Annotated in this window: 4 protein-coding genes and 1 pseudogene; 3 read left to right on the top strand and 2 right to left on the bottom strand. The window is 72.3% G+C overall.

Annotated features, from left to right (window positions below; genetic code table 11):
- Positions 1-1,556, top strand: a 1,556-nt coding sequence (locus tag VJS38_RS20130; RefSeq protein WP_324089933.1) for an EAL domain-containing protein, incomplete at its 5' end; no start/stop codon positions are given.
- Positions 1,557-1,566: 10 nt separating this feature from the next.
- On the opposite strand, the gene grxC is transcribed toward VJS38_RS20130, so the two are convergent.
- A complete protein-coding gene (gene grxC / locus VJS38_RS20125) occupies positions 1,567-1,827 on the bottom strand; it encodes a glutaredoxin 3 (protein WP_324089932.1) in 261 nt (86 codons plus the stop codon).
- A 31-nt stretch (positions 1,828-1,858) separates the two neighbouring features.
- Positions 1,859-2,674 (bottom strand): ComF family protein, encoded by an 816-nt coding sequence (locus VJS38_RS20120; protein ID WP_324089931.1) that lies wholly within the window; start codon positions 2,672-2,674, stop codon positions 1,859-1,861.
- On the opposite strand from VJS38_RS20120, the gene VJS38_RS20115 reads away from it, so the two are divergent.
- Both VJS38_RS20115 and VJS38_RS20110 read left to right on the top strand, forming a co-directional pair.
- Entirely contained in the window at positions 2,673-3,488 is an 816-nt protein-coding gene (locus VJS38_RS20115) for a methyltransferase domain-containing protein (protein ID WP_324089930.1), read from the top strand. The two genes, VJS38_RS20120 and VJS38_RS20115, sit on opposite strands and share 2 nt — an antisense overlap.
- A 110-nt stretch (positions 3,489-3,598) precedes the next feature.
- Positions 3,599-3,994 (top strand): annotated as a pseudogene (locus VJS38_RS20110) (hypothetical protein); the annotation flags it as partial.

Raw genomic sequence — 3,994 nt, 5'->3', positions numbered from 1 at the left:
TGCTCCTGGAAATCACCTCCGAGGGGCGCATCGCCTTTGCGCTCGGCGCGAGCGAGGCGATTTCCGGCCAGCTCGAAGAGGCGATGATCGGCAAGCCCTGGGGGGTGTTCGTCGATCCCGCCGACCAGATGATGCTGCAGGCGGTGTTCGAGGGCCTGGAGACCGGCCAGCGCGCAGGGCCAATGGTCGTGCGTCTCGCCAGCGAGGACGGCGCCAGGCGCGCCGCCAGCTTCTGCGCCTTCAAGGCGCCCGGCAACGACGGGGCGCTGTCCTGTGCGCTTTCGCTGGCCGACCCCGAGGCCGCGCCGCCGTCGGCGGCCCTGCCCGACCGCAAGCAGTTCGAGGAGCTCACCGCCACCCTGTTGCAGACCGCCCAGGCGACCGGCACGAAGCTCGAGCTCGCCTTCATCGAGCTGGCGGGGCTGGCGGCCGTGCGCGAAAAGGCGGCGCCCGACGCCCGTCAGGCCCTGGAGGCCAGGCTCGCGGGCGTGCTGCGGGCCCAGGCCCACGGCGGCCAGGCCGCGACCGAGCTCGGCGACGACCGTTTCGCCCTGGTCCGCGCCAGCGGCGAAGGAACCGACGCTCTGACCCGCCGGGTCGCCCGCCTGATGGACCTCGGCCAGGAGGTGACGATCCGGCCGAGCGCGGTCGCGGCGCCGCTGAAGCCTGACGGCGGCGGCTCGCGCCAGACCGTGCGCGCGCTCCGCTACTCCCTGGACGCCTACCTGCGCGAAGGCTTCGCCGCCGCGCCCGCGAACCTCTCCGCGGCCCTGAACGAGGCGATGCTGCGGACCCTCACCGAGGTCGGCGCCCTGGGCGTCGCGATCCGCGACAAGCGCTTCCGCCTCGTCTACCAGCCGGTCGTGAAGCTGAAGGACAACAGCCTGCAGCACTACGAGGCCCTGGTCCGCTTCGGCGACGACGGCAGCCCGTTCCCGCTGATCCGCATGGCCGAGGAGATGGAGCTGATCGAGCAGCTCGACCTCGCGATCCTCGAGCGCGCCATCGGCGTGCTGGTCGAGGAGCCGTCCATGAAGCTGGCGGTCAACGTCTCGGGCCGGACGATCACCAGCGCGACCTTCATCGAGCAGGCCTGCATGCTGGTGGCGACGAACCCAAAAGCCCGCGGGCGGCTGATGTTCGAGCTGACCGAGAGCGCCGCGCTCGACGACCTCGCCCAGGCCGACCGCCACCTGCAGGCGCTGCGCGGCCTGGGCTGCGAGGTCTGCCTCGACGACTTCGGCGCGGGCGCGGCCTCGCTGGCCTATCTGCAGCAGCTGCGGCTCGACGTCGTGAAGATCGACGGCCGCTACATCCGCGACCTGCAGCACGGCGGCCGCGAGGCGACCTTCGTCAAGCACCTGGTGAAGATGTGCGGCGAGCTGGGCGTGCGCACCCTCGCCGAGATGGTCGAGACCCAGGACGCCGAGGATGCGGTGCGCCGCGCAGGCGTCGACCTGGCCCAGGGGTGGCTCTACGGCGCGGCCCGCGACATGGCCGCCATCCACGCCGGCGCCAATCCGCACCAGGGCAAGATCAGGCCGGCGCTGCGGTAGCCGGCGGGACCTACGCCGCCGCCTGCAGCAGGGGGTCGAGCTTGCCCTCGCGCTCCAGGGCCATCATGTCGTCGCAGCCGCCGATGTGGCGATCGCCGACGAAGATCTGCGGAAAGGTCGCGCGGCCGGACCGCTGCATCATCTCCTGGCGCTTCTCCGGATCGAAGGCGGCTTCGACCTCGGTGAACGGGATGCCCTTCTTCTCCAGCAAAGCGACCGCCCGGACGCAATATGGGCAATAGGGCTTCGTGTAGATGGTGACGTGGGTCATGGCCGCCTGAGGAAGTTCTCTCGTCGGAACTTCATATGGTGAGTCCCGACGCCTCTTTAACCCGGGCCAGGACTGCGACATCGACGCGCGCCGCGCCGGCCTGCTTCAGGGCCCGCGCACAGCCTTCCAGCGTGGCGCCGGTGGTCATGACGTCGTCGACGACCAGGATCCGCCGGCCCTCCACCTGGGCCCTGCGCCGCTCGGGCGCCTGGAAGGCGCCGGCGACGTTGCGCTTGCGGTGCGCCCCCGACTTGCCGCCCTGGCTCTCGGTCGCGCGGCGGCGCACCAGGGCGTCGGGCAGGTAGGGCACGCCGCTCAGTTGCGACAGCGGCCGCGCCACCTCGGCCGCCTGGTTGTAGCGTCGCCGAAGCAGCCGCAACGGATGCAAGGGCACGGGGACGATCGCCTCGGCCTCCTCCAGCAGCTCGGCGGCCGCGCGCGACAGCCAGCGGGCGAACATCGGCGCGAGATCGGTGCGGTCGGCGTGCTTCAGCTTCAGGATCGGGTCGCGCGAAATCTCGTCGTAGAGGCACGCGGCCCGCGCCGCATCGAACGCCCGGGGCCTCGCCATGCACGGCGCGCAGCGCACGCCGGGCCCGGGATCGTAGTCGAACGGCGCGCCGCAACCGTCACAGACCGGCCCGTCGAGGAAATGGATCTTCGCCCATGCTTCGGCGCTCAGCCCATGGGCGCCGACGGTCGGCTCGCCGTCGAGGTCTTCGCGCGGGAAGACCAGGTCGAGCGCGCTGCGCAGCAGGTTGCGCACGCCAAGGCCGCGCTTCCATTCTGCGCCGAAAGCGCCATGTTCCGCGCCCATGTCCGCCCCGCCCATGCCTACCCCGCCCATGCCTACCCCGCCAAGGCTCTTCGACCGCGACCTGCACCGCAAGCGCCTCGACCGCGCCGCGCCCGGCTTCGCCGCGGCCGACTTCCTCAAGCGCCGCGCCGCCCAGGATGTCGCCGAGCGGCTCGAACCGATCATGCGCAACTTCAGCGTGGCCGTCGACCTCGCCGCCCGCACAGGCGCCTTCCGCGAGGCCCTCGCCGAGAGCGAAGCGCGCCAGCGCGTGTGCCTGCTGATCGAGGCCGATCTCTCCTCAGCCATGCTGGCCGGACGGTCGGGCCCGCGACTGGTCGCCGACGAGGAGCGACTGCCGTTCGCCGACCAGAGCCTGGACCTCGTCGTCTCGACGCTCGCCCTGCACTGGACCAACGACGTGGTGGGCTCGCTGATCCAGGTGCGCCGCGCGCTGAAGCCCGACGGCCTCTTCATCGGCGCCTTCCTGGGCGGGGTGACGCTGACCGAGCTCCGCCAGTCGCTGGTCGCCGCCGAGGCGGAGATCCTCGGCGGGGCCGGCAGCCGCGTCTCGCCCTTCGCCGACGCCGCCGACGCCGCGGGCCTGCTGCAGCGGGCGGGCTTCACCCAGCCGGTGGCGGACGTCGACCGGGTGAGCGTCACCTACGCCCATCCGCTGAAGCTGCTCGCCGATCTGCGGCAGATGGGCGAGACCAATGTGCTTGCCGAGCGCCACCCGCGGGCGCTGACCCGCGCCCTGCTGGCCCGAACCTGCGAGATCTACGCCGAGCGCTTCGGCACGCCCGACGGCCGCGTGCCGGCGACCTTCGAGATCCTGACCCTGACGGGGTGGACGGCGCGGTAAGCGCACGCCTTAACCACCCAACAAGACTCACGGCAGGATCCTGCCGACGGGCGGCGCTCGGCGGCTTCACGGCCGGGCGCTTCGGGGGCTCCTGTTTCGAGGAGTCGGTCGTGCAATCCAGGAATTTCAGGGCCTTCGGCGCGTTCGCCGGAGCCGTGGCGCTGACGCTGGCCGGCTGCGCCAGCGAGCCTAAGCCCGCGCGCGATAACCGCGCCGAGGCAAGCCTTCCCGCCGGCCGGGTCGAGACCCAGGCCATGGCGTTCGAGAGCTTCATGCGCCGGGCCCGCGCCATCGACCCGGCCTTCAGCAACGCAGGCGACGTCAGCCAGGCGCTGCAGGCCGGGGCCAGCCACGACCCGGCGCAGCTGGAGGCGGGAATGGTCGCCTACGCCGCCATGGCCGCCCTGCAGGAGCCGGCCTTCGTCCGCGGGGTCCAAAACGCCCGCGGCGGCGACCTGGCGCGGCGCCTGGCCAGCGATCCGCAGTCGGCGCTGGCGCTGCCGGGA

This window comes from Phenylobacterium sp. (assembly GCF_035276905.1).
Classification (GTDB): domain Bacteria; phylum Pseudomonadota; class Alphaproteobacteria; order Caulobacterales; family Caulobacteraceae; genus Phenylobacterium.
This window is presented reverse-complemented; position numbering and strand designations above follow the sequence as displayed.